Here is a 24,267-nt window from a genome sequence, read left to right as displayed (position 1 = left end):
CCCCTGGCCACGGAGAGATCCGCGGTCAGGGGCCTCACTCATTCACGAGGGCCCCACCCCTCAGCTCAGGGGAGGTCGCGCAGGATCCATCGGCCGGCCGAAGAGGGCCATGCGCCAGCCCGGCGGGCGGTGATCCGACCAGTACCGCTCCACGGCCTCCTCGTAGCCGTCGACGAGGCTCTCCGTCGCATTGCGCCAGCCGTGCTTCTCCGTCTCCTGACGGCCACCGGCGGACAGCCGTGCCCGCAGCGCGTCATCCTCGAGCACACGTGAGACCTTCGCCGTGATGTCGTCGACTGAGCCCGGCTCGTGGAGGAGGCCCCCGACGCCGTCATTCACCGCGAAGGGAAGCCCGCCGGCGCGAGCGCCGACGACGGGGACGCCCGAGGCCATGGATTCGAGGGCGACGAGGCCCAGCGTCTCCGTGGTCGAGGGGAACACGAAGAGATCGGCACTCGCATACGCGGCGGCCAGCTCCTCGCCGCCCATGTATCCGGTGAAGACGGTGCGGGTTCCCGCGAACAGACGCTCCAGCTCCTCGCGGTGCGGTCCCGATCCGACGAAGGCCAGCCGGACGTTCTCCGGTAGCCGATCCATCATCGTGCGCAGCAGGTCGAGGTCCTTCTCCTTCGACAGCCTGCCGACGTAGACCAGCAGCCGATCATCCGGGTTGCCGGCCGTCAGGCGCTCGCGCATGGAGCGGTCCGCGCGCTCGGGACTGTAGGCATCGGTGTCGACGGCCTTCGGCCACAGCTGCACGTTGCGGATGCCCGAGCCGCGCGCCCGCTGCACCATCTGCTGCGAAGTGCAGAGATTCACCTGGGCGAAGTTGTGCATCCAGGTGATCCAGCGGCTCGTGGTGTCCGTGATCCACTCCAGGCCCAGACGCTCCGTGTACGACGGCACGTCGGTGTGGAAGCTGGCGACCAGCGGCAGATCCCGCCTCCGCGCCGACAGCGTCCCGTACGCTGCGAGCCAGATCGGGTTCACAGCATGCACCACATGGGGGTGGAAGCGCTCCATGACCCGTGCGATCTCCGGAGTCGGCAGGCCGACGGACAGCTCCGGATACCAGGGGCGGAACGGGACCGCCCGCACCCGGACGACCTCGAAGCCCGCGAACGACTCCGGGGGGTGGCCCGGAGCGAAGACGACGACCTCGTGCCCCATCGCCTGGAGCTGCTCGAGGGAGCGGACCAGCCGCGTGACGACTCCGTCGACCTTGGGGAGGAAGACCTCCGTGAAGAGGGCGATGCGCACCGGGTCAGCAGGCCGTCACGCGGACTCGGCGATCCGTGTCGGTGCACCGACCGCCTGGTTCTCGGTCCACAGCGACGTCGCCGGGATCTTCGTGAGGTCGGCACGATCAGCGTATCGACGGGCCGTCTCCTCGACCTCCTGCAGGAGTCCGGAGGAGAGGGTCGTCGGCTCGAGGCCCAGATCGAGGAAGGTCCGGTTCGACGCGTACAGGTCGTTCTCCGCGGACTCCTGCCGGGGGTTCGGGACGAGCTCCAGCGAGGCGCCGGAGATCTCGCAGATGAGCTCCGCCAGGTCGCGGACCCGGTGGGTCTCCGTCATCTGGTTGAAGATCTTCACCTTGTCCCCGCCCGCGGGCGGGTTGTCGACCGCGATCGCGATGCAGCGCACCATGTCCTGGATGTGGATGAAGGCGCGCGTCTGCCCACCCGTGCCGTGGACCGTCAGCGGATAGCCGACGGCCGCCTGCATGAGGAAGCGGTTGAGGACGGTGCCGTAGTCGCCGTCGTAGTCGAAGCGGTTGATGAGGCGCTCGTCGAGCTGGGTCTCCTCCGTGTGGGTTCCCCAGATGATGCCCTGGTGGAGATCCGTGATCCGCAGCTTGTCGTTCTTCGCGTAGAACGCGAAGAGATGCTGGTCGAGCACCTTCGTCATGTGGTAGATCGAACCGGGGTTCGACGGGTAGAGCATCGTCTGGTCGATGAGCTCGCCGGTCGCATTCCCGTCCGCGTCCTCGCCCGGCACCTTCACGTCGAGGTAGCCCTCGGGGATGCGCATGCCCGCCGTGCCGTAGCCGTAGACGCCCATCGTGCCGAGGTGGACCAGGTGCACATCGAGGTCGGATTCGACGATCGCGGACAGCACGTTGTGCGTCGCGTTCACATTGTTGTCGATCGTGTACCGCTTGTGGGAGGGGGACTTCATCGAGTACGGGGCCGCCCGCTGCTCTGCGAAGTGGATGACCACCTCCGGACGGGCCTGCGACAGCAGTGCAACGAATTCCTCGTAGTCCTCGGCGAGGTCGACCTCGTGGAAGTCGATCGTCCGTCCCGTGGCCTCGGTCCACGCCGCGAGCCGCTCCTGCGGGGTGCGGATGGGCGTCAGCGAATCGGTCCCGAGCTCCTCATCGATCCGACGGCGGGACAGATTGTCGACGATTCCGACGTCGTGGCCCAGCTGGGAGAGGTGGAGGGCCGCAGGCCATCCGCAGAAGCCGTCTCCGCCGAGGACAAGGATGCGCACGTATGTCTCCTTCAAACGTTCGTGTCGAGCTCTGGTCTCGTTCGTCGCTCCACACTACCCGCCCCGTAGACTGGCTGATGGACAGTGTTCTACATGGAGGTGAACTCATGACGGACGCCCAGGTCGGGGCCCCGCTCCCCGACATGCCCGACGACTTCTCATCTGTGCTGGTCATCGTCGCGCACCCCGATGATCCCGAGTACGGGATCGGCTCCGCGGTCGCAGCCTGGACGCGCGCCGGGAAGCGGGTGGGCTATCTGCTCGCCAGCCGGGGCGAGGCCGGCATCGAGGGGCTGGACCCCGCAGAGTCCGCGATCGTCCGCACGAAGGAGCAGGAGGCCGCGTGCCGGGAGGTCGGCGTCACCTCACTCGTCTTCCTGGACGAGCCCGATGGGCGGATCCTCGCGACCCCTCAGCTGCGCACGAAGATCGCCCATGAGATCCGTCGCTTCCGACCGGAGCTCGTCGTGCTGCTGAACTTCCAGCCCACGAGGGGCGGACGGTTCTTCAATTCGGCCGACCACCGCAACCTCGGCCAGGCGGCGGTCGACGGCGTCGCAGACGCCGGCAACGAATGGATCGTGCCCGGCGCGCGCTACGACGGAGTCGCCCGCATCGTGGAGTTCGGTGCTGAGCCCACCCACCGTATCGACGTGACGGACGGGGTCGAGGCGGCGGTCGCCTCCCTCACGTGCCACCGGGAGTACCTGGCCGCGCTCTCCGACGAGCCCGTGGAGGAGCAGGCGCGTGCCCAGATCGACTCGACCCTCACCCATGAGGACGGGCGCGCCTACCTCGGGTTCCGCGTGTACGGCTGAGCGTCGACCTGAGCACCTGAGACCGCCCTGACGAAAGGACCTGTTCCATGACGCAGTCCCCTTCCACGCCCCAGCCCCACGATCCCTACGAGAGCGCCGTCGCAGAGACCACCCGGATCGCGCAGCGACTCATCCGGTTCGATACGCAGAACTGGGGCGAGGGGAAGGCGAACCCCGAGCTCGAGGCGACGGAGTGGATCGCGGCCCAGCTGGCCGAGGTCGGCCTCGAGTCCACCATCAGGGAGTCCGAGCCCGGTCGCGCGAGCCTCGTCGCTCGCATCCCGGGCACTGATCCGGACGCCGGAGCCCTCGTCGTCCACGGCCACACCGATGTGGTCCCGGCCGACGAGTCGGAGTGGTCCGTCGATCCGTTCGGCGGCGTCATCGAGGACGGGCTCCTGTGGGGCCGCGGCGCCGTGGACATGAAGAACATGGACGCGATGATCATTTCCAGCGTCCGCGACATGCTGCAGAAGGGGCTGCGTCCCCGACGTGACCTCATCATCGCCTTCTTCGCGGACGAGGAGGCCGGCGGGGGATACGGGGCCGGCTGGATGGTCGACAACCACCCGGAGCTGTTCTCAGGCGCGACCGAGGCGATCAGCGAGGTCGGCGGCTATTCGACGACCATCCGCGGACAGCGCGTCTACCTCGTGCAGACCGCGGAGAAGGGCCTCGCCTGGCTCCGCCTGCTCGCCCACGGCACCGCCGGCCACGGTTCGATGGTCAACGACGACAACCCGATCACCCGACTCGCAGGGGCGATCTCCCGGATCGGCGCGCATGAGTGGCCGGAGGACATGCCCCAGTCCACGCGGGACCTCCTCGAAGGGGTCTCGGAGATCACCGGCATCCCCTTCACAGCGGAGACGACCGAAGAGCTCATCAGCGAGCTCGGCACCGTGTCCCGGTTCGTGGGCCCCACGCTGCGCAACACCTCCAACCCGACCATCCTCCAGGCCGGGTACAAGCACAACGTCATCCCCGCGACGGCCCAGGCGTTCGTCGACTGCCGTGTGCTGCCGGGCCAGTTCGAGGACGTCATGCTGACGATCAAGGAGCTCGTGGGAGAGGGGATCGACGTGGAGCCCGTGACCGTGGGCGACGCCGTCGAATCCCCCTTCAGCGGTCGGCTGGTCGACACCATGAAGTCATGCCTGCTCGACGCGGATCCCGGCGCGATCGTGCTGCCGCACACGATGAGCGGGGGCACGGACAACAAGTCGCTCGCGCGCCTGGGGATCGTCGGGTACGGCTTCGCGCCCCTGCAGCTGACGGATGACCTGGACTTCGCAGCCATGTTCCACGGCAAGGACGAGCGCGTGGCGCTGTCCTCACTGGACTTCGGCACCCGCGTGCTCAGTCGGTTCCTGCTGGAGGCGTGACGACTGAGCGCCGCGGCGGCTCCGCCCGCCGCGGCCATGACGCGATGACCACGCCGATCAGCACGCACGTCATCGCGACGATCGTCGTGACGGTGATCGTGGCCCCCGGGTAGACGAGGTCCACGACCAGCGAGCTCAGCAGGTTCCCGAAGAGCGACGTCATCGACACGAGCAGCACCCCCAGGTGACTGACCGTCGTCGACGTCACGCCGATGAACACGACCCCGAGCGCTCCGCCGATCAGCAGCCACGCCTCACCGGGCATCTGCGGCAGCCGCTCGACACGCGTGCCGGCCGCCCACACGGCTGCGCTGCACACGAGCAGGAAGACGAAGCCCACCAGGAAGTTCACGGTCGTGGCGGTGATCGCTGAGCGCGACGACTCCCGGACCCTGCCGTTGAGCGCTGCCTGCACCGAGGTCAGGGTCCCCGCCAGCAGCGGCACCAGCGGTGCCCAGAGCGGGATGCCGCGTGAGAATCCACCCACCGACACCAGCACGACGCCCGCGAGCACGACGATCGTGCCGATGAGCCTCCGCGCCGACGGCGGTGTGCGACCGCCGGGCGGCAGCGATGTGTTGTCCACGACCAGTGCCCCCAGCAGCTGGCCGCACACGAACGACATCGTGAGGATGGAGACGCCGATGAGGGGCACGGTGAGAGCCTGCGCGAGCACGACCGTCGAACCGCCCAGTCCTCCGAGCAGCATCCACCAGCGCACGGAGCCGCCCCGCAGATCCGCGAGGAGACGGCCCGCACCCCGACGCGCTCTCGCCGATGCCGCGAGGACGAGGACCATGAGGAGGAGGCCGCCGAAGAAGCTGAGGGTCGCGGCGTAGACACCCGAGCCGATGACGCCGGCGAGCGATCCGTTCGCCCGCGACTGGATGGCCATGAGGAAGCCGGCGAGCGCTGTCGCGGCACCGGCGAGGAGGATCGTTCCGTCTACCCGCACCCGGTGACCGTATCACCGGCCTATCCTGGGGTGATGGAGATCATCCTGGTGCGCCACGGCGAATCGACCGCGAATGCGGGCGGAGTGCTGGCCGGACGCGACGATTCCGTCGAACTCACTGTCACGGGCCGCACTCAGGTGCGCGAGGCCCGCGACCTCATACCGGAGCTCACAGGCGACAGTCCTGCCGCGGTCTTCAGCTCGCCCATCCGGCGGTGCCTCATGACCGCGGACGAGCTCATGCGGCCAGACGGATCCGTGGACGCTTCTCGTGCTGATCCGCAGAGCGCGCCCGCTGCCCGCACGGTGCTCGAGGAGCTCTCCGAGGTCCACTACGGGGAGTGGACCGGCAGGAGGATCCGCGATCTTCTGAAGGAGCCGCTCTGGGAGACCGTGCGGTCCACTCCCAGCCGCGCCCGGTTCCCGGGAGGCGAATCGCTCGCCGAGGTCGCAGTGCGATCCCGCGCCGCGCTCGAGTCCGCGTGCGAACAGGCGCACGAGCGCGGCGCGAAGGCGGCGATCCTCGTATCCCACGGCGATGTCATCAAGATGATGCTGGCCCACGCACTCGGCATGGAGGTCGACAGCTTCCAGCGGATCGCGGTCGCTCCGGCATCGGTGTCTCGACTCGTCGTGGGGAAGACCGGGTCGGTCCCTCCCATGACGGTCACCATGCTCGGTGCGACGGCCCGGGGGCGGCGCGCACAGGCGCGCCGGCCGGGCGGCGGACGCTGATCAGAGCGGCTGCAGGACTCCGGTGCCCAGCAGGATGTAGATGAGGACACCGATGGCCACGCGGTACCAGACGAAGACGGCGAACGACTTCGTCTGGACGAACTTGAGGAAGCCGACGATCACGACGTATCCGACGACGAACGCCACGATCGTCGCCAGCGCGGTGGGGCCCCAGCCGAGCACCATCTCGTTGCCGGCCGACACCTCCGACAGGGACTTGTAGAGGCCGTAGAAGCCGGAACCCATGACTGCGGGCACCGCCAGCAGGAACGAGTAGCGCGCCGCCTCGGGGCGGGTGAAGCCCATGAAGCGACCCGCCATGATCGTGCCGCCGGACCGGGACACGCCCGGGATGAGTGCGAGCGCCTGGGCGAATCCGTAGCCGAGTCCCTGCCCCCAGGTCATCTTGTCGAGGGTCTGGACGCGCGGTCCGACCTTGTCCGCCACGCCCAGGATGAGGCCGAAGACGATGAGCATCGTCGCGGTGATCCACAGGCTGCGCAGGACGGAGTCGATCGCATCCTGGAAGAGGAGGCCGAGCACGACGATCGGCACCGAGCCGATGATGATCAGCCAGCCCATCCGGACCTTCGGGTCGCTGCGGGACTCACGGCCCACGAGCGATCGGCACCACGCGCCGATGATCGACGTGATGTCCTTCCAGAAGTAGACGATGACGGCGGTCTCCGTGCCGATCTGGATGATCGCAGTGAAGAACGCACCGGGATCCCGGCCGGGCAGCAGGAACTCGCCGATGATCCGCACGTGGGCGGACGACGAGACCGGCAGGAATTCGGTGAGGCCCTGGACGATGCCCAGGATCACGGCGATGATCCAATCCATGGAGGATCATGTCCTTTGCTTCGGGGGCGTGAACCACGTCAGGCTACCCCTCATCCGGTAGCCTTCGGAACTATGCATTCGAACCGGATGGGCAATACGGGCCTGCAGGTGTCCGATCTCTCACTGGGGACCTTCGAATGGGGTCGACGCGTCGACGAGGCGACCGCTCGGGAACTCCTCGACGCCTACGCCTCCGCGGGGGGCACGGCACTCGAGCTCCCCGCCTTCGACGCCCCCGCCGTGGGTCTCGTCACAGGCATGCGGATCCCGTCCCGCGTGCAGCTCCTCGCACGGGTGGGAGTGCGCGCGACCGAAGCGGGGGGACCGCCCCAGCTGCGGACCGGCCGCTCCGATCTCCTGACAGATGTGCGCACCCTGCTGGGTGCGCTCGATCGCGATCACCTCGATGTGCTGGTGCTCGACGCGTTCGACGACCAGATCCCGGTGGAGGAGTCCGCGTCCGTCCTGCGCACCCTGGTGGACGCGGGAGACGTCGGCTACGTGCTGCTGTCGCACCACTCCGCCTGGCAGCTGTCGCTGCGCGCCGCTGACTCCGGACTCCCGTTCGCCGGCGCGATCGCGGAGTACTCGCTCCTGCGGCGCGACGCCGAGGCCTCCCTGCGGCCCGCGCTCGACTACCTGGGGCTCGGGCTCATCGCCGGCGCGGGCCTCGGGCGCGGTGTCCTGTCCGGCCAGTACCTGCGGGGACTGCCGACGGGCAGCCGTGGTGCGGGGGACCTCGGCGGATACGTCGGTGAGCTGCTCGACGACGACACGACCGGTGTCGTCCAGGGAGTCGTGAAGGCTGCGACCGCGCTGGGAGTCGACCCGATCGACATCGCCCTCGCGTGGAACCGACGGTCGCTGTGCGCCTCGACGATCGTGTCGCCGCGTACACGCGCCCAGCTCGATCAGCTGCTCGCGTCCGATCTGGAGCTGGCGGATGAGATCAGCGAGGTCCTCGACCAGATCTCGGACCCCTGCAACTGAGCTGATCAGCCGCGACGAGGGTCAGCCGCGGCTGGAGTCGCCCGCACCCGCGGTGTCGCCCGGCGCCGTGTCCGTGTCGTCGGTGTCCACGTCGCCGTCGTACGCGTCATCGTCGTCGTAGTAGTCGTCGTCCTCGTCCTCATCGTCCGAGTCGTCCTCGTCGTAGTCGTCCCCGTCCTCGCGGTCGTCCTCGACGTCGTCGAAGAGCTCGAACGGAGTCACCTCCCCGTACGCGGTGTAGAGGGAGTCCTCGTAGATCTCGAAGGCGTCCGCGAGTGCCATGTAGGAGGCCTCGACGCGGGGATCGGTCTCCGATGTGCGGTGCGCCGACGCCGCGAAGTGCTCGCGGACGGCGGAGAGGAAGTCTTCGAGGGCAGCGCTCGGATCCGTGCTCATGCAGTCCACTCTAGCGCCACCGGAGGGTGTCGGACAGGGGTCGGCGTCCTCGTATAGCCTGGGCGTATGCCCGCCCACGCCTTCGAGCACCCCGCACCCGACCGCTTCGTCGCCGGGACCGTCGGCCTGCCCGGGGAGCGCACCTTCTACCTGCAGGCGTCCTCGGACGGCGCAGTCCACTCCGTCATGCTGGAGAAGGAGCAGGTGGAGATCCTCGCGGAGAGGGTCGACGAGCTGCTCGACCTGGTGCGCTCGCGCTCCGACGACGCGCACGGCGTCCCCGCGGCCCCGGTTCCGGAGCTCGAGGACAACGGCGGCCTCGTGACCCCGGTCGATGCGGAGTTCCGGGTCGGCACGATGAGTCTGGGGTGGGACACGGAGGACCATCGCCTCATCATCGAGTGCTTCGAGCTCACCCGTGCGGATGCAGAGGCGGGAGCGAGCTCCGAGCCCGGTGCCGACGGCGAGGAGCGGTCGGTGCTGCGCATCCGCCTCACCGGTCCCCAGGCCCGCGAATTCGCCCGCCGGGGCGTGCAGGTCGTCACCTCCGGTCGGGGTGAGTGCCCTCTCTGCCATCAGGCGCTGGACTCCTCCGGTCACGTGTGCCCGCGCCTCAACGGGGTGGCTCGCTGAGCAGCGCGATGTGCCGACTGCTGTCCACCGGGACCGTCCGTCCCCTGGGCAGGATGAGGGGTGCCAGCAACGAGACGCTGCTGGCGACCGTCACCGGAGCAGTCGCCTCCGACGAACCGCAGCGCACCGTCCGCGCCGTGCTGAAGACCCGTGCGGGGGAGCGGCCGCTCCATGATTTCCCCACCGGCACGCTGTCGCTGCGTGAGGTCGCGGCTCACCGCTTGTCGGCCCACCTCGGCCTCGACGTGGTGCCGCCGACCGTCTGGCGGGACGACATCGGCGCGGGCGCCTCCCTCCAGGTCTATGTGGAATCGGATCCGACGGCCCGGGAGCCGGTGGTACTCGTGGCCGAGGACGCCGTGGACGACGGCCTGGCCCCCGTCCTGCGCGCGGTGCTGAGCGACGGCACCGACGTGGTGCTCGCCCACGAGCTCACGCCCGACGTCCGCGCGCTGGCCCTCTTCGACGTCCTCATCAACAATGCGGACCGCAAGGGCGGTCACGTCCTGTGCGGGGCCTGGGAGTTCACGGACGGCGCGCCTCCACGGGTCGCGCTCCACGCGATCGACAACGGGCTCTCGTTCCACGCGGAGCCGAAGCTGCGCACGGTCCTCTGGGGCTTCGCCGGATCACCGCTGACCGCGCAGGAGCGCGCACTGATCGAGCGCGTCCGGGACGACGACCTGGTCCCCGTGCTGGGAGACGTGCTCGCGGCAGCGGAGATCGATGCACTGACCGAGCGCGCGACGGCGCTCCTCCGGAACGGGATCCTCCCGCTCCCCGACGCCGATCGCAGCCTGGTGCCCTGGCCGCCCCTGTGACGGTCCGCTGTGGCTCGGCGCACAGGTTCCGCTGAGACGCCCATCGCACGCCGGGAGACTCGTGTGCGTCGAGTTCGCGTTGCACGCGGCGAAGTGCCATGCTGGGCGCGTGAAGTCCTGGTCATCCCCTGAAATCCCCTCTGTCTCCGGCCGCGGGAAGCGCCCGACCGTGTTCTGCACCTCGCATCGCGGTCCGGCCGACACCCCGCGCAAGCTCAAGGAGGCGCGTCTCTACGTCTGCGGCATCACGCCGTACGATGCGACGCACCTGGGTCATGCCGCCACCTACGTCGCCTTCGACGTGCTCCTGCGCACGTGGAACGACGCCGGGGTGGACGTGACGTACGCGCAGAACATCACCGACGTCGACGATCCGCTGCTCGAGCGGGCGGACGCCATCGGGATGGACTGGCGCGAACTCGCGGAGTCGCAGATCGACCTCTTCCGGTCTGATATGGAGCTCCTGCGCGTCATCCCCCCGGACGCCTACATCGGAGCCGTCGAATCCGTCGACCGCGTGGTCGAGGCGGTCACCCGCCTGCTCGACAAGGGCGCCGCCTACACATTGGACAGCGGCGACGTGTACTACCGGGTCGGCACTCGCATCGACCCCCCGTTCGGCTCCACGTCCCACCTCGAACGGCACGAGATGCTCGTGCTCTTCGCGGAGCGCGGCGGCGATCCGGAGACCCCCGGCAAGGAGGACCCGCTCGACCCCCTGCTGTGGCGTGCCGAGCGCGAAGGGGAGCCCGCCTGGGACGGCGGCCGCCTGGGATCGGGCAGGCCAGGCTGGCACATCGAATGCGCCGTCATCGCTCAGGAGCACGCGGGCCTTCCGCTCACCGTGCAGGGCGGCGGATCCGATCTCGCCTTCCCGCATCACGAGATGTGCGCGGCCCACGCCACGGCGCTGACCGGCCACAACTTCGCGAAGGCCTACATGCACGTCGGCATGGTCGGGTACGAGGGCGAGAAGATGTCGAAGTCGAAGGGCAATCTGGTCCTCGTCTCGAAGCTCGTCGAGCAGGGAGAGGATCCCATGGCGATCCGTGCGCTCCTGCTCGCGCACCACTACCGCAGCGACTGGATGTACACCGACGCGCTCCTCTCCGACTCCCGTGAGCGGCTCGCCGAATGGCGCGCTGCCGCTCGCAGCGGGACGACCATGGATGCGGCGGAGGAGATCCTCAAGGACATGCGGCAGAACCTCGGCGACGACCTCGACACGCCGGCGGTCCTCGAGACGCTCGATGAGTGGGCCGACTCCGTGGGTGACGACGGCACCGCCGCAGGCACCGCACTGGTGGTCGACGCAGTCGACGCACTGCTCGGCATCGACCTGCGCTGACGCTGCACCGGCTGACGCGGATCCGCCCGGCTCAGGGGCCTCAGCCGTCTCCGCGACGGTGGAGGTACCGCTCGAATTCCCGGGCGATCGCGTCTCCGCTCGCCTCGGGCAGATCAGCGGCGTCCGTCATGCTCTCCAGCCGGTGGATGTAGGCCGCGAGGTCGTCGTCCGCGGCGACGGCGGCCTCGGCCTCCATCTCCCACTCGCGGGTGCTGTCCACGAGGTCTCCCTGGTCGAGGACCAGCCCCGTCAGCTCTTCGAAGGTGCCCTGGAGCGCCAGCTGCGCCTTCGGGGAGGGGACGCCCGCGACATATCCCGGCACGGCGGCCCACAGCGACAGGGCCGGGTGGCCTGAGGCCGACAGTTCGTGGGCGAGCACTCCGATGATGCCCGTGGGACCCTCATACTCCGTGCGGATCGCGTCCACGTGCGGGAAGGCGTCCGGCTGATCGGTCGTGACAGTGACGGGGATCGGACGGGAATGGACCGTGTCCGCGAGCAGCGCGCCCACGAGCACGACCGCATCGCCGTCGGAGACCCGATCGACGATGAGGGAGGCGAAGCGCTGCCAGAGGAATGCGGGCTCGTCGCCCACGATGACCTCGAGCGGGATGCCCGTGCCGGGGACCGTGCCGGTATGGATCTCTGTGCCCGGCCAGTCGATGCGGGCGCTGCCGTCGTCGCCGCGGACGATGTGCGGCCGCGCCGTCTGGAAGTCGTAGAACTCCTCGCCGCCGATCATCCCGGTCCGGGTGAGATTCGTCTGCCTGATGAGGTCCTTCGCGAACCTCGAGGCGGATTCCGCAGCGTCGTTCCACCCCTCGAAGGCGATGACGACGAGGCGGGAACCCGGGGCCGGCAGGTAGTCCATGCACCCACAGTACGCGCTCGGGCACCGCTCGACGGGGCGGGGCGACATGAGCACTCCCGCACGCGGCGGTGAGAGAGCATGTCACGTCGTCGTGAGAGGAGGCTCCGCACTCGTGATGCCACGCACTCTCCTGGCGTCGGTGTGCGTACGAAAATATCGGAACGCGCGCTCCAAAACCAGGCGGGCCGGTCCGTCCGACAGGTGACCGCACGTTCAGCGAACGCCCTCATCCACCTCACTCCGGCCGCCTGGGGTTCGCCTTGAGGAGGACGGGGGCCGGACGCTATCGTTCGAGAGTGGTCCGGTGCACAGGACGGTGCATGGAATTCTTCGGAGGACAGTGTGAGTACCGAACTTTCGAGTGTTTGTGCAGTTCAGGAGCATGAGTATCCGAAGCGAGAGTTCAAGGCCGTCCTCTGGGACATGGACGGCACTCTCGTCGACACGGAACCGTACTGGATGCGCGCTGAGATCGAGCTCATGGACCGGCACGGCCTCCACTGGGACGAGACCCTGGGCGAGCTCATGGTCGGGAACACCCTGCTGCGCAGTGCGGAGATCCTGGGGGAGCACGGGCTGCCTCTGCCGCCCGAGCAGACGGTGGAGATCCTGCTGGACGGCGTCGTCGCCCAGGTGCGGGAGCACGTGCCCTTCCGTCCGGGAGCCCTCGAGCTCCTGGCGGACCTGCGTGCCCACGACGTGCCGTGCGCGCTCGTCACGATGTCCTACCGCAGGCTCGCCGAGGCGGTCGTCGCCGCGTGCGCACCCGGCACCTTCACCGCGCTCATCACCGGCGACGAGGTGTCTGCCGGCAAACCCGATCCGGAGCCGTACCTCGTGGGCGCGGAGGCGGTCGGGCTGCCGCCGAGCGCGTGCGCGGCGCTCGAGGATTCGCTGCCGGGACTGCGGTCCGCAGTCGCCGCCGGGACGCGGGCGGTGGGCATCCCGCACATCGTGCCGCTGCCGCGGCTCGACGGCGCCGTGCTCGTCGAGTCCCTCGCGGGGATGACGACGGAGGGCCTCAGCGACCTGCTATCGCGGTGATCTCCGGCGTGGGCGGGGGAGTCCCGCCCCAGGCGGGGCAGATCGGCTTGAAGTGGCACCAGCCGCACAGCGGAGTGCGCCGCGGCCGCCACTCGTCGGCCTCGGCCGCGCGGGCGATCGACTCCCAGAGCTCCAGAATCTCCATCTCCGTCCGCTCGATGTCTCCTGCGGTCGGACGCTTCGCGACGGTCGTGCGGCTGCCCAGATAGAAGAGCTGCAGGGTGTGGACGAGCTCGCGCCTGCTCAGCCAGTGCACGAGCGCGTAGAACCTCATCTGGAAGTCGGCCTCGCTGCTGTACTGCGGCTTGGGCTGCTTGCCGGTCTTGTAGTCGACCAGGCGCACCTGTCCGCCCGGCGCACGGTCCGTGCGGTCGACGAAGCCGCGCAGCAGCAGACCGCTGCTCATGGGCGCGGAGACGAACTCCTCGCGTGCTTCCGGCTCCAACCTGTCCGGCATCTCGAGCGCGAAGTAGGCCTCCAGGAGTCCGCGCGCCTGCTCCTGCAGACGGACGATCTGGTCAGGGCCGGGGAACAGCTCCGCCACGGTCTGGGGATCCTTGGCGCGCAGTGCCTCGAGGGCGGGCGCGATCCCGTCGACCGCGCGCTCGATCGTGCGCTCCGGGGCCGAGGCGTCGAACAGCCGCTCGAGCACGGAATGGACCAGCGTGCCGCGGAAGGCCGCCTCCGAGGGCGGTTCCGGCAGCTTGTCGATCGTCCGCAGGCGGAACTTCAGCGGACACTGCACGAAGTCGTTGGCGCGTGAGGGTGACAGTGCGAGCAGTTCGGCCATGGGGCAACCGTACCCGTACGATGGTGCGGTGCCAGAACAGACCGCATCCGCAGACGCCCATGCGCCCGGCGCCTCCGGAGGACTCCGGCTCGGCACGGTGCTCGGTGCCCCCGTCCAGCTCGCGTGGTCGTGGTTCATCGCCGCCGGTGCGATCGCTCTCCTCTTCTCTCCCTGGATCTCACGCGTCCGCCCAGACCTGGGCCCGGGTGCGTACGTCATCGGCCTCGTCTTCGCCGTCGTGCTCTTCGGGTCCGTCTTCCTCCACGAGCTCGCCCATGCCGTAGCGGGCCGTGTGGCCGGCTACCGCGTCGCGGCGATCGAGCTCAACGTCTGGGGCGGCTTCACCCGGTTCGAGCCCCGTGAGGCGCCGGATTCTCCGCGGGCCGCGTGGACGAGCTTCTTCATCTCCGTCGTCGGGCCGGTCGTGAACCTCGCGCTGGGCGGGATCGGCTGGCTCCTCCTCGACTCCGTCGGCCGCGGCAGCGTCACCTGGCTGCTGCTGTTCGGCTTCGTGTTCGCGAACCTCGCCCTGGGCGCGGTCAACCTGCTCCCGGGCATCCCCCTGGACGGCGGCTGGGCGCTGCAGGCCGTGTTCTGGCGGATCACCGGAAGTCCCTACATGGGGACGATCCTCGCGGCCTGGGCCGGACGCATCATCGCGCTCGGGTTCGTGGGGCTGGCGATCCTGCAGCCGCTGCTGGTCGGCGGACGACCCGACCTCGTGACCGTCATGTGGACGACGGCGATCGCCGTGATGATCTGGGTGTCTGCCGCGGACGCCGCCAAGAACGCGACGCGGGCGCGCCGCGTGGAGACCTTCGACATGCGCCTCGTCATCCAGCCCGCGGTCGCCGCATCCTGGTCTGCACCGGTCACCGAAGCACTCGAGTACGCGGATCCCGGCACGGGCAGGCGTCCCCTCATCGTGGTCCTCGATCGGTCCGGCATCCCGTACGGGCTCGTCGACCGCAGCTCGGCGCAGGATGCGCCGGGCTCCGCCCTGGTCCACGAGCACGTGCGCCCCCTCGGACCGTGGATCGGCGCCCCTCGCGACATCACCGCTCCGCACCTGCTCGAGTCCCTCACGCACCGCCCCAAGGCGACGCACTGCCTCGTCCTCGACGGTGACTCGCTGGTGGGCTTCATCGACCTGCAGGAGTTCTTCGACGAGCTGCTCGACCATTGAGCGCTCACACCCTGCCCGCACGGCGGTGACGCCGACTAGAGTGGAGGCGATGAACACGACCTCCCACGACCCGGCTCCCACCGGCTCGCGCGTTCTGCGCGGACCGTTCCGACCCGGCGACAAAGTGCAGCTCACGGACCCCCGCGGCAGGCTCAACACCATCGTCCTGGCGCCCGGGGACCAGTTCCACACCCACAAGGGGTGGATCGAGCACGACGACCTGCTCGGCAGACCCGCCGGTGTGACGGTGCACAGCACCGCCGGCGTCGAGTTCCAGGCGATGCGCCCCGGCTACGAGGACTTCGTGCTGTCGATGCCGCGCGGCGCCGCTGTCATCTACCCGAAGGACGCGGCCCTCATCACCACGATGGGGGATGTCTTCCCTGGCTCCGTCGTCGTCGAGGCGGGGGTGGGCTCCGGCGCGCTCACCCTCGCGCTGCTGCGCGCGGTCGGCGACCACGGTCGCGTCCTGTCCTTCGAGCGCCGTCAGGAGTTCGCAGACATCGCCTCCGGCAACATCGCGGACTTCTTCGGCAGCCCCCACCCCGCATGGTCGTGCACGGTGGGCGACCTCGCAGAGGAGCTGCCGCGGGCGCTGGAGGCCGGCGAGGCCGACCGCGTGGTCCTCGACATGCTCGCCCCCTGGGAATGCGTCGACGTCGCAGCCGACGCGCTCACCGCGGGCGGGATGCTCATCGTCTACGTCGCCACCGCCTCGCAGCTGTCGCGCACCGCGGAGGCCGTGCGGAGCACGAACCGCTTCGCGGAGCCCCGGGCACTCGAATCGATGGTCCGCGACTGGCACCTTGAGGGCCTCGCGGTCCGTCCCGAGCATCGGATGATCGGACACACCGGATTCCTGCTCTTCGCCCGGAGGATGGATGAGGGCGTCGAACCGCTCGAGAGGTCGCGCAGGCCGCAGGGCAGCACACCCGACGAAGAGGACCTCGACGCCTGGTTCGAACCGGAGATCACCGAGTCGGCCATCGGCCAGCGGACAGCGCCGCCCAAGCGCCTGCGCAAGCTCGGGCGCGCCGCCGGCTCGCGCGCCAGGGTGGAGGCTGCACAGGACGGCGCAGCCACGGACGAGGCAGCCACAGAGGGCGCAGTCACAGGCGAGGCAGTCCCACAGGAGGAGGTCACGGATGACACACGAGAAGACTGACGGCACGACCGACGAGGCGGTGAAGCTGCGTCGGGAGAACTCGATGATGCGCCAGCAGCTCTTCGCAGCGGGCAAGCGCAACGAGACCCTCACCTCGACGCTGCGCACCGCGAAGGACGAGCTGACCCGCATCAAGTCCGAGGTCGCGTCACTGTCCGAGCCCCCGAACACCTATGGGACGGTCGTCGACGCCCCGCAGGGGACGGGGGAGCGCAGGACGGTCGACGTCCTCGCGTCCGGTCGCCGGATGCGCCTCGCGGTCGCACCCGACCTCTCCGACGACGTGCTCGCACCCGGTGCGGACGTGCGGCTGTCCGAGGGCCTCGTCGTCCTCGCACTCGCCGAGGGCCGGGGCGTCGGGGACGTCGCGCCCGTCCGCGAGGTCATGCCCGACGGCGACCGCGTCATCATCGGGGGGCCGAACGACGACGAGCTCGTCTGCCGCCTGTCGGCGCAGCTGCGGGAGCACGGTGTGCGCGTGGGCGACCACGTGCTCGTCGACCGGCGGACGCAGTTCGCGCTGGAGACCATCGAGAAGCCCGAGGTGCAGACGCTCCTCCTCGAAGAGGTGCCGGACATCTCGTACGAGGACGTCGGCGGACTCGCGGCGCAGATCAGCCAGATCCAGGACTCGGTGGAGATGCCGTTCGAGAATCCGGAGCTGTTCGCAGAGCACGAGCTCAAGCCGCCCAAGGGCATCCTCCTGTACGGCCCTCCCGGCTGCGGCAAGACGCTCATCGCGAAGGCGGTCGCGAACTCGCTGTCGGCCCGCCGGACCGACAGCGCATCGAAGAGCTACTTCATCAACGTGAAGGGCCCGGAGCTGCTCGACAAGTACGTGGGCGAGACGGAGCGCCAGCTGCGCATCATCTTCTCCCGCGCCCGGGAGAAGGCGACGGCGGGCTCACCCGTCGTGGTGTTCTTCGACGAGATGGAATCGCTCTTCCGCACGCGCGGCACCGGCAAGTCCTCCGACGTGGAGACCACGATCGTGCCGCAGCTGCTCGCGGAGATCGACGGCGTGGAGTCCCTGGAGAACGTCATCGTGATCGGTGCGTCCAACCGTGAGGACCTCATCGATCCGGCAATCCTGCGGCCTGGCCGACTCGACGTGAAGATCCGGATCGAGCGTCCCGATGCGGACGCCGCCCGGGACATCTTCTCGAAGTATGTGACCGATCGGCTGCCCCTGCACGAGTCGCTCGCGCAGGACGGCGTCGCCGCCCTCATCGACCGGTGCGTCGACCGGATGTTCACCCGGTCGCGCGCGAACGAGTTCGTCGAGGTGACGTATGCGGACGGACGCAGGGAAGTGCTCTTCTTCGCGGACTTCGCATCCGGCGCCATGATCCACAACGTCGTCGACCGCGCCAAGAAGCACGCCATCAAGTCGGTGCTGTCCGGCGAGGGGCGCGGAATGCGGTGGAAGCACTTCGACCAGGCGATCGAGGAGGAGTTCGGTGAGCACGAGGACCTGCCGAACACGACGAATCCCGACGAGTGGGCGCGGATCAGCGGACGCAGGGGCGAGCGGATCACGCACCTGCGGCTGATCCACACGGGTCAGCAGACGCCGACGCCCGTGTGAGCGTCACCGGGCGCTGCGCCCCACCGCCGCAGAGGCGATGAGGCGCCAGCCCACCAGCGTCACGAAGTTCAGGCCGGTGGCGACGATGAGGAAGGCCTCTGCGACGGAGACCCCGCTGATCGCGCGCAGCGTCAGCCCGACGAGCACCATGACCGCCCAGACGCCGGTGCCGGTCGCAAGCGGCGACAGCGGACGGTCCCAGACGCGGACGAGCAGCCACGCGAGGACCAGCGACCCGACGAACGGCCACGCGGTCGTCGCGAGCGCAGAGACGTCGAAGTCGCGGTAGTGCTGGTAGTGCCCCACCACGACGAACGCGAGCACGAGCACGAGGTCGACGAGGAGGGCGAGGACGAGATGAGACGATTTCTTCGAGGCCACGCCTCGATTGTAGGGGGCTGAGCCACCGCTCGGTCCGGGGAGGAGAAGCATGAGCCACGAGGTCCCACCGCTGAGCGTCGTCCGCGTCATGGGCGCGGAGACGGAGTTCGGCATCAGCCAGCCGGGGCGCCCCGGCGCGAATCCCATGCGGGACTCCGCGCGCGTCGTCGACGCCTACGCCGCCCCGCGCGGGCTGCGGTCGGCGCAGAGCTTCTGGGACTTCAGCGCGGAGACGCCCCTGGCCGACGCCCGCGGGTTCCTCATGCACGAATCGGATGCGCACATCACCCAGCTGACGCATCTGCCCGACGCGATGCCCGACGCCCAGTACCTGGCGAACGTCGTCCTGCCGAACGGCGCACGCCTCTACGTCGACCACGCGCACCCGGAGTACTCGTCGCCCGAGGTCCTCACACCCCGCGAGGCCGTGCTCTGGGACCGTGCCGGCGATCGTGTCGCGGAGGAGTGCGTGCGCACGCTGTCCACCGGCCCGGAACCGGTGAACCTCTACAAGAACAACACGGATTCGAAGGGGTCGTCCTACGGCACCCATGAGAACTACATCGTGCGCCGCGACGTGGACTTCGAGGCGCTCGCGGAGCAGCTCATCCCGTTCTTCACGACGCGGGCGATCCTCTGCGGAGCCGGCCGGGTGGGGATCGGACGCAGCGGCGAGGAGCCCGGCTACCAGATCTCCTCCCGCGCGGACTTCTTCGAGGAGCAGATCGGGCTCGAGACGACTCTGCGCCGGCCGATCATCAACACGCGCGACGAGCCGCACGCCGACGGGACGCACTGGCGCCGGCTCCACGTGATCATCGGGGATGCGACGCTCGCGGAGCCGGCCACCCTGGTGCGCTTCGGCTCCACCTCGCTGGTCCTCGGCCTCATCGAGGCGGGCCTCTGCCCGGACATCCGGTTCGCCGACCCGGTCACCGCACTGCAGACGGTGAGCCACGACCTCACCCTCACCGCCGCGCTCCCGCTGGAAGACGGCACCACGACGACCGCGCTTCAGGTTCAGCGCGCCTACCTCGATGCGGCCCGTGCAGCCGCGGGCCCCGCCCCGGATGCGGACACTGCCGAGGTGCTCGCGGAGTGGGAGCGCTTCCTCACTTCACTCGCGAGGGATCCCATGGAACTGGTCGCGGACGTCGACTGGGTGGCGAAGCTCGCGCTGCTGGAGAGCTACCGGACGCGGGAGGACCTCGCGTGGGACAGTCCGAAGCTCGCACTCATCGACGTCCAGTACTCCGACGTCCGGGACGGCAGGGGCCTCTTCTACCGTCTCGAGTCGGCGGGGCGCATCCGGCGCCTCACGACGGACGACGAGGTGACCCGCGCGGTGGAGACGGCACCGGAGTCCACTCGCGCCTTCCTCCGCGGTGGTGCGGTCGCACGCTTCACCGCCGCCGTCGCCGCCGCGAGCTGGGATTCGCTCGTGCTGGAGCGGGCCGACGGCTCGCTCGTGCGGATCCCGCTGCGCGACCCGCACCGCTTCACGCGCGACGAGGTGGGCGACGCACTCGCCGGGGCACGCGACGCGGATGATCTCGTCGCACGGCTGTCCGGACCGGACGAGCCGGGGCCGGACGCCGCACCGCATCACTAGACTGGACCTCACACGACTCCCGAAGGATGGAACATGACGAGCAGCAGCGAACAGGCGAACCGGGACCGCAATGAGCGCCCCGACCTCCCGGAGGACGACGGGCCGATCGCACCGCAGGCGCAGACCCAGGTCGACGCGACGGCAGTCGACTCGATCCTCGACGACATCGACAGCGTGCTCGAGTCGAATGCGGAGGAGTTCGTGAAGAACTTCGTGCAGAAGGGCGGCCAGTGAGCGGTTTCGGCCCTGCGTTCCTCACCTCGACGTCGACCTCGTTCTTCGACCTGGTGAGCACCCTCAGGCCGGAGGCGCTGCCGACGACGACGGGGACGCCGGTGTCCCTGCCTCCCGAGGGCACGACCGTGCTCGCCTTCCGGACCGCGGACGGGGTGCTCATGGCCGGGGACCGGAGGGCGACCGCCGGGCACCATATCGCCAGCCGGCGGATCGAGAAGGTCCACCGCGCTGACGCGACCTCCGTGATCGGCATCGCGGGCACTGCGGGCCTCGCCCTCGAGCTGATCCGACTGTTCCAGGTCGAGCTCGAGCACTACGAGAAGATCGAGGGCACTCCGCTCTCACTCGAAGGGCGGGCGAACCGCCTCGCAGCGATGCTGCGCTCCAACCTGGGCCTCGCGCTGCAGGGGCTCGCCGTCGTGCCCCTCTTCGCGGGACTCGATGCCTCCGGACGATCCGGTTCCCGCGGTGCCCGGGACGTCGACACCGTCGGACGGATCTTCAGCTTCGACGTGACCGGCGGCAAGTACGAAGAGGTCGACCACCACGCCATCGGCTCCGGAGCCGGTCCCGCTCGCTCGGCGCTCAAGCGCCTGTGGCGCGAGGGACTCGACACGGGCACGGGCGTGCGCATCGCGCTCGAGGCGCTGACCGACGCGGCGGACGACGATGCGGCGACCGGCGGTCCCGACATCGTGCGGGGGATCGCACCACTGATCCGCACCGTCGGTCCCGCCGGTGAGCGCCGGGTGCCGGAGGAGGAGGTCCTGGCAGCGGCCTCGGCTCTCGCAGACGCGCGGATGCGCGGGGAGGAGGCCCCATGAGCATGCCGTTCTACGTCTCACCGGAGCAGCTCATGAAGGACCGCGCGGAGTTCGCGCGCAAGGGCATCGCCCGCGGGCGGCCCGTCCTGGTCCTCAGCTGTGCCGACGGCATCCTGCTCCTGGCGGAGAATCCGTCGTCCTCACTGCACAAGATCGCAGAGATCTACGACCGCATCGGCTTCGCCGCGGTCGGCAAGTACAACGAGTTCGAGGGCCTGCGGCAGGCCGGAGTGCGGTATGCGGATCTGCGCGGATACTCGTACGACCGGGGCGACGTCAGCGCGCGCGGGCTCGCCAACGCCTACGCCCAGACGCTCGCGGGCGTCTTCACGACGGAGCAGAAGCCGTTCGAGGTGGACCTCGTCGTCGCGGAGCTGGGCACCGGCCCGGCCGATGACCGGTTGTTCCGCATCTCCTTCGACGGTTCCGTCTCCCATGAGGTGGGGCACGTCGCGCTCGGTGCAGGGGCCGAGGCGATCGCGAAGCGACTGGCCGACGTCGACTTCTCCGCCCTGGGCCTCGCCGACGCTCAGCAGACGGGACGTGAGGCCATGGGACTGGCGGCAGACACCGGAGTCGAGGCCGCGCTGCTGGACCGCTCGTCCGACTTCCACCGCACCTTCCGCCGACTCGAGGGGGACGCATGAAGCGCATCTACGGCCTGGAGACCGAATACGGGATCGCCTTCACCGCGGGGGATTCGCGCCGCCTGGGCCCGGAGGAGGTCGCGCGGTACCTGTTCCGTCCGGTCGTGGAGTGGGGTCGCTCCTCCAACGTCTTCCTGCCGAACGGGGCGCGGCTCTACCTCGACGTCGGCTCCCACCCGGAATACGCGACGGCCGAATGCGACCGGCTGGACGACCTCATCGCGCAGGACGCCGCCGGCGACGCGATCCTCACGGATCTGCTCGCCCGTGCGCAGTCCGCGCTCGAGGCCGACGGCCACGACGGCCGCGCCCACCTCGTGAAGAACAACACGGACGCCCAGGGCAACTCGTACGGCAGTCACGAGAACCTCCTGGTGCGCCGCTCGATGGACTTCTCGCACCTCACCTCGGTGCTGCTGCCGTTCCTCGTCACGCGGCAGCTGCTGGTGGGAGCGGGAGCCCTCATCCCGACGCGGCCCAGCCTGCAGGCTCCGCTCGCGGAGACGAACCGTGCGGCACCGCAGCAGGAACCGGGCGTCGCCGCCGGCGCTGCGGGCGGATCGCGCACATTCGGTCTCTCCGCTCGCTCCGACGTCATGTGGGAGGGCCTCTCGTCGGCCACGACCCGCTCCCGTCCGATCATCAATGCGCGGGATGAGCCCCACGCGGACGCGGAGAAGTACCGCAGGCTCCACGTCATCGTCGGCGATTCGTCGATGCTCCAGGCGACGACCGAGCTCAAGGTCGGCACGGCGATCCTGGTCCTCGACCTCATCGAATCGGGCGTGCCCATGGGCGACCGCTCACTGCGCCACCCCATCCGCGACATCCGGATGGTCTCCCGCGACCTCACCGGACGCACGGCTCTGGAATCCGCCTCCGGCGGCACCACGAGCGCACTCGCACTCCAATCCGTCTACCTCGAGCACGCGACTCGCCTGGTCGAGCGCGGAGACCACTCCCTGGGCGACGACGCCGTCGCGCATCGGGTGATCGATCGCTGGCGGCGCATGATCGAGGCGCTCGAGGCGGGGGACACCTCGCCCATGGCGGGAGAGATCGACTGGGTGCTCAAGAAGACCCTCATGGACCGCTACCTGGCGCGCAGCGGCGCGGACTGGGACGATCCGCGCCTCACCCGCCTGGACGTCGCGTACCACGACATCACGCCGGGCGTCGGCCTGCTGGGCCCGCTCGCGGCATCGGGGCGCACCGCCCGGGTGGTCGACGACGAGGCGATCACCGCGGCTCGCAGCACACCGCCGGCGACCACGCGCGCGGCGCTGCGGGGCCGGTTCGTCGAGGCCGCCCACGCGGCGCGCCGCGATTTCACGGTCGACTGGGTGCATCTGCGGCTCAACGATCAATCGCATCGTGCGGTCGTCCTCAAGGATCCGTTCGCGCCGGTCAGCGAACGCGCGGAAGCAGTGATCGACGCCCTCGTCGACGAAGCGCCCAGCTCCAGCGTCTAGGATCGCCCCGGCACCCATCGGAAGGAACACCTGTGAAGAAGACCGTGCTCACCACGGCAGCGGCCGCTGCGGCGCTCGTGCTCGTGCTGTCCGCGTGCAGTGCGGAGGAGGCGGACCAGACCGCACCCTCACCCACCGCGGACGTCACTCCGGCCGCGACATCGCTCGACGAGGTCACCGTCGAGGGCGACGTCGGTGAACAGCCCGACGTGAGCTTCGACGCACCGCTCGTGATCGAGGACACCGAGACCTCGATGGTCTCCGAGGGCGACGGCGAGACCGTCGAGGAGGGGCAGCAGGTCACCGCGCACATGACCCTGGTGTCCGGGACGACCGGCGAGGTCGTCGAATCCTCGTACGAGGCGGGCAGCCCATCGGGCTTCCCGACCGACACGGAGCAGATCAACTCCGGACTCCTCGAGGCGGTCGTCGACCAGCCCGTGGGCTCTCGGGTCCTGCTCTCGCTCAACGGTGCGGCATCTGCCGGACAGCAGGCGGAGACGCTGATCTACGTCATCGACATCGAGGGCGTCGAGGACATCCCGGAGCCGCTCGAGCGCGCAGAGGGCGAGGAGCAGGAGCTCCCCGAGGAGTTCCCCGAGCTCACCCTGGGCGAGGACGGCGCGCCGTCCATCTCGCAGCCGGAGGGCGACGCGCCCTCGGAGCTCGAGACCGCCATCGCGATCGAGGGCGAGGGCCCGGAGATCGAGGAGGGGCAGAACGTGTCCGTCCACTACACCGGCTGGCTGTGGGACGACGCGAGTGAGCCCTTCGACAGCTCGTGGGAGCGCGGAGAGCCGTTCGTCGTCCAGGGCGTGGGGTCCGCTCCCGTCATCGACGGATGGAACGAGTCGCTCGTCGGCCAGAAGGTCGGTTCGCAGATCGTCGTGGCCATCCCACCGGAGAAGGGCTACGGCGAGGCCGGGTCACCTCCCAGCATCCCCGGCGACGCACCGCTGGTATTCGTGATCGACATCCTGTCCGCGGTCGGCTGAGAAGCCGGTCCGAGGCCTCACAAGAACACACC

The 24,267-nt window shown here is 69.5% G+C and carries 25 protein-coding genes; 17 read left to right on the top strand and 8 right to left on the bottom strand.

The features are described from left to right. Positions 1-60: 60 nt before the first annotated feature. Together FM105_RS06665 and FM105_RS06660 are read right to left on the bottom strand one after the other, a co-directional pair. On the bottom strand, positions 61-1,260 hold the full coding sequence (locus FM105_RS06665; RefSeq protein ID WP_087006575.1) for a glycosyltransferase: 1,200 nt from the start codon (positions 1,258-1,260) through the stop codon (positions 61-63). A 15-nt stretch (positions 1,261-1,275) separates the two neighbouring features. Beyond that, positions 1,276-2,499, bottom strand: coding sequence for an NAD-dependent epimerase/dehydratase family protein (locus FM105_RS06660; protein WP_087006573.1), 1,224 nt, complete (start codon positions 2,497-2,499; stop codon positions 1,276-1,278). A gap of 107 nt (positions 2,500-2,606) precedes the next feature. Between FM105_RS06660 and FM105_RS06655 the strand changes: the two genes are divergently transcribed. After that, positions 2,607-3,317, top strand: a complete 711-nt coding sequence (locus FM105_RS06655; protein ID WP_087006571.1) for a PIG-L deacetylase family protein — start codon at positions 2,607-2,609, stop codon at positions 3,315-3,317. Positions 3,318-3,364: 47 nt separating this feature from the next. Continuing rightward, positions 3,365-4,702: a M20/M25/M40 family metallo-hydrolase gene (locus tag FM105_RS06650; RefSeq protein WP_087006569.1), complete on the top strand. Its 1,338-nt coding sequence runs from the start codon at positions 3,365-3,367 to the stop codon at positions 4,700-4,702. Here the strand turns inward: FM105_RS06650 and FM105_RS06645 are convergent. Next, positions 4,677-5,657, bottom strand: a complete 981-nt coding sequence (locus FM105_RS06645) for a DMT family transporter (protein ID WP_087006568.1) — start codon at positions 5,655-5,657, stop codon at positions 4,677-4,679. The two genes, FM105_RS06650 and FM105_RS06645, sit on opposite strands and share 26 nt — an antisense overlap. A gap of 33 nt (positions 5,658-5,690) precedes the next feature. On the opposite strand from FM105_RS06645, the gene FM105_RS06640 reads away from it, so the two are divergent. After that, on the top strand, positions 5,691-6,392 hold the full coding sequence (locus FM105_RS06640) for a histidine phosphatase family protein (protein ID WP_087006566.1): 702 nt from the start codon (positions 5,691-5,693) through the stop codon (positions 6,390-6,392). On the opposite strand, the gene FM105_RS06635 is transcribed toward FM105_RS06640, so the two are convergent. Then, positions 6,393-7,235, bottom strand: coding sequence for an undecaprenyl-diphosphate phosphatase (locus FM105_RS06635; RefSeq protein ID WP_087006564.1), 843 nt, complete (start codon positions 7,233-7,235; stop codon positions 6,393-6,395). 72 nt (positions 7,236-7,307) lie between these two features. On the opposite strand from FM105_RS06635, the gene FM105_RS06630 reads away from it, so the two are divergent. After that, complete coding sequence (locus FM105_RS06630; RefSeq protein ID WP_087006562.1) at positions 7,308-8,225, top strand: aldo/keto reductase; 918 nt, start codon at positions 7,308-7,310, stop codon at positions 8,223-8,225. A 21-nt stretch (positions 8,226-8,246) separates the two neighbouring features. Here FM105_RS06630 and FM105_RS06625 read toward each other — a convergent pair whose 3' ends face one another. Continuing rightward, positions 8,247-8,621 carry a hypothetical protein gene (locus FM105_RS06625; RefSeq protein WP_087006560.1) on the bottom strand — a complete coding sequence of 125 codons (375 nt, stop codon included), beginning with the start codon at positions 8,619-8,621 and terminating at the stop codon, positions 8,247-8,249. A 66-nt stretch (positions 8,622-8,687) separates the two neighbouring features. Here FM105_RS06625 and FM105_RS06620 point away from each other — a divergent pair, with 66 nt between their 5' ends. The 3 genes from FM105_RS06620 (at position 8,688) to mshC (ending at position 11,423) form a co-directional block, all read left to right on the top strand. Then, positions 8,688-9,254 (top strand): DUF3090 domain-containing protein, encoded by a 567-nt coding sequence (locus FM105_RS06620; protein ID WP_087006557.1) that lies wholly within the window; start codon positions 8,688-8,690, stop codon positions 9,252-9,254. A gap of 8 nt (positions 9,255-9,262) precedes the next feature. Further along, positions 9,263-10,075, top strand: a complete 813-nt coding sequence (locus tag FM105_RS06615) for an SCO1664 family protein (RefSeq protein WP_087006555.1) — start codon at positions 9,263-9,265, stop codon at positions 10,073-10,075. A 109-nt stretch (positions 10,076-10,184) separates the two neighbouring features. Then, positions 10,185-11,423: a cysteine--1-D-myo-inosityl 2-amino-2-deoxy-alpha-D-glucopyranoside ligase gene (gene mshC, locus FM105_RS06610; RefSeq protein WP_087006616.1), complete on the top strand. Its 1,239-nt coding sequence runs from the start codon at positions 10,185-10,187 to the stop codon at positions 11,421-11,423. Positions 11,424-11,463: 40 nt separating this feature from the next. Here mshC and FM105_RS06605 read toward each other — a convergent pair whose 3' ends face one another. After that, positions 11,464-12,294 (bottom strand): PAC2 family protein, encoded by an 831-nt coding sequence (locus FM105_RS06605; RefSeq protein ID WP_179207102.1) that lies wholly within the window; start codon positions 12,292-12,294, stop codon positions 11,464-11,466. Positions 12,295-12,636: 342 nt separating this feature from the next. Here FM105_RS06605 and FM105_RS06600 point away from each other — a divergent pair, with 342 nt between their 5' ends. Beyond that, complete coding sequence (locus tag FM105_RS06600) at positions 12,637-13,338, top strand: HAD family hydrolase (RefSeq protein WP_256970267.1); 702 nt, start codon at positions 12,637-12,639, stop codon at positions 13,336-13,338. Here FM105_RS06600 and FM105_RS06595 read toward each other — a convergent pair. Next, positions 13,316-14,128, bottom strand: a complete 813-nt coding sequence (locus tag FM105_RS06595) for a RecB family exonuclease (protein ID WP_087006549.1) — start codon at positions 14,126-14,128, stop codon at positions 13,316-13,318. The two genes, FM105_RS06600 and FM105_RS06595, sit on opposite strands and share 23 nt — an antisense overlap. Positions 14,129-14,156: 28 nt before the next feature. Here FM105_RS06595 and FM105_RS06590 point away from each other — a divergent pair, with 28 nt between their 5' ends. Genes FM105_RS06590 through arc form a run of 3 tightly spaced genes read left to right on the top strand, consistent with a single transcriptional unit; the run spans position 14,157 to position 18,067 of the window. Next, entirely contained in the window at positions 14,157-15,314 is a 1,158-nt protein-coding gene (locus FM105_RS06590) for a site-2 protease family protein (RefSeq protein WP_087006548.1), read from the top strand. A gap of 49 nt (positions 15,315-15,363) precedes the next feature. Beyond that, positions 15,364-16,479, top strand: coding sequence for a tRNA (adenine-N1)-methyltransferase (locus FM105_RS06585; protein ID WP_087006546.1), 1,116 nt, complete (start codon positions 15,364-15,366; stop codon positions 16,477-16,479). Continuing rightward, on the top strand, positions 16,460-18,067 hold the full coding sequence (gene arc / locus FM105_RS06580) for a proteasome ATPase (protein ID WP_087006544.1): 1,608 nt from the start codon (positions 16,460-16,462) through the stop codon (positions 18,065-18,067). Before FM105_RS06585 ends, arc begins: the two co-directional genes overlap by 20 nt. A gap of 3 nt (positions 18,068-18,070) precedes the next feature. Here arc and FM105_RS06575 read toward each other — a convergent pair whose 3' ends face one another. Then, positions 18,071-18,448, bottom strand: a complete 378-nt coding sequence (locus FM105_RS06575) for a DUF3054 domain-containing protein (RefSeq protein ID WP_087006542.1) — start codon at positions 18,446-18,448, stop codon at positions 18,071-18,073. Between the two features lie 49 nt (positions 18,449-18,497). On the opposite strand from FM105_RS06575, the gene dop reads away from it, so the two are divergent. Genes dop through FM105_RS06545 form a run of 6 tightly spaced genes read left to right on the top strand, consistent with a single transcriptional unit; the run spans position 18,498 to position 24,235 of the window. Then, positions 18,498-20,060: a depupylase/deamidase Dop gene (gene dop, locus FM105_RS06570; RefSeq protein WP_087006540.1), complete on the top strand. Its 1,563-nt coding sequence runs from the start codon at positions 18,498-18,500 to the stop codon at positions 20,058-20,060. A 33-nt stretch (positions 20,061-20,093) separates the two neighbouring features. Next, the gene (locus tag FM105_RS06565; RefSeq protein WP_087006538.1) at positions 20,094-20,294 is read left to right on the top strand and encodes a ubiquitin-like protein Pup; all 201 of its coding nucleotides are present in this window, start codon (positions 20,094-20,096) and stop codon (positions 20,292-20,294) included. Further along, complete coding sequence (prcB, locus tag FM105_RS06560) at positions 20,291-21,121, top strand: proteasome subunit beta (RefSeq protein ID WP_087006536.1); 831 nt, start codon at positions 20,291-20,293, stop codon at positions 21,119-21,121. Before FM105_RS06565 ends, prcB begins: the two co-directional genes overlap by 4 nt. Further along, positions 21,118-21,768 carry a proteasome subunit alpha gene (gene prcA / locus FM105_RS06555; RefSeq protein ID WP_087006534.1) on the top strand — a complete coding sequence of 217 codons (651 nt, stop codon included), beginning with the start codon at positions 21,118-21,120 and terminating at the stop codon, positions 21,766-21,768. The genes prcB and prcA overlap by 4 nt, the downstream gene beginning before the upstream one ends. Continuing rightward, entirely contained in the window at positions 21,765-23,240 is a 1,476-nt protein-coding gene (gene pafA / locus FM105_RS06550) for a Pup--protein ligase (protein WP_087006532.1), read from the top strand. Before prcA ends, pafA begins: the two co-directional genes overlap by 4 nt. A 32-nt stretch (positions 23,241-23,272) precedes the next feature. Continuing rightward, on the top strand, positions 23,273-24,235 hold the full coding sequence (locus FM105_RS06545) for an FKBP-type peptidyl-prolyl cis-trans isomerase (RefSeq protein WP_087006531.1): 963 nt from the start codon (positions 23,273-23,275) through the stop codon (positions 24,233-24,235). Positions 24,236-24,267: the final 32 nt, after the last annotated feature.

Origin of the sequence: Brevibacterium yomogidense (genome assembly GCF_900163715.1) — a bacterium.
In the GTDB taxonomy this organism is placed as follows: domain Bacteria; phylum Actinomycetota; class Actinomycetes; order Actinomycetales; family Brevibacteriaceae; genus Brevibacterium; species Brevibacterium yomogidense_A.
The sequence above is the reverse complement of the archived record's forward strand: the minus strand, read 5'-3'. Positions and strand labels throughout refer to the sequence as shown.